We start from the raw sequence: 374 nt of genomic DNA on the forward strand, positions 1-374 counted from the left end.
GATCAGTAGTGAGAGCTGGTTGCCCTGCTTTGGCAGTGTTAGCGCGTCGACTCCTTGCTGCTTGAGAAAGGCGTTGACCTGTTCCTGTTTCACTTCGCCCCGGGCCAAGGCGCAAAGCTGCTCCATCACCGGTGCATTGCGCTGGCCATCGAACCTCGGCGACAGTTCGAATATCGCATCATGAATCACCGGCAAAGCGGGAATTCTGAGCCAATTGCTTGGGATATCCGCCGGTTTGTTGGCCAAAAATTTGTCATAACCGGCGAACGCCAACAAAGTGATCAGTGTGGTGACGAAAATGGATTTCATATTCATAGTTATTTTCCTGAAAAAAGTCGGATAGAGACGAATCAAAAACTGCCATCACCATTGAT

Annotated in this window: 1 protein-coding gene; it reads right to left on the reverse strand. The window is 49.7% G+C overall.

Going from position 1 to position 374, the window contains the following annotated elements; genetic code table 11:
* On the reverse strand, positions 1–315 hold a 315-nt coding region (locus AC1DCY_RS27960; protein ID WP_477356111.1), incomplete at its 3' end, for a hypothetical protein.
* Between the last annotated feature and the right edge of the window lie 59 nt (positions 316–374).

It is taken from the genome of Lysinibacillus sp. 10T31 (assembly GCF_056394365.1).